The sequence below is a fragment of the Zoogloea sp. LCSB751 genome (assembly GCF_002028455.1).
In the GTDB taxonomy this organism is placed as follows: domain Bacteria; phylum Pseudomonadota; class Gammaproteobacteria; order Burkholderiales; family Rhodocyclaceae; genus Zoogloea.
Genome location: NZ_MWUM01000307.1, coordinates 1 through 261 on the forward strand (window position 1 = coordinate 1; position 261 = coordinate 261).

The following is a 261-nucleotide window of genomic DNA, read 5'->3' on the forward strand; positions in this document are numbered from 1 at the left end:
GTCGTCATCCGTGAGCCGGAGCAGGCCGCCAAGGCCCTGGCCCACTTGGTCACGCCGCGCATCGCCATCCTCGGCGAGGCCGATGCGGCGCTGCCAGGCCTCACGCCCAACAACCCCGAGGCCCTGCTCAACCTGCTGCACTGGGCGCGCGGCGTGAAGAGCCCCTACGAACTGGAACAGATGCGCGCCGCCCAGCGACGCGCCGTGCCGGGCCATCACGCCGCCCGCACCGCCTTCCTGCGCGGCGAGAGCGAGGCCAGC

General features: G+C 73.6%; 1 protein-coding gene. It reads left to right on the top strand.

The annotated features are described in order from the left end of the window. Nucleotides 1-261, top strand: a 261-nt coding sequence (locus B4920_RS29665) for a hypothetical protein (RefSeq protein WP_216820081.1), incomplete at both ends; no start/stop codon positions are given.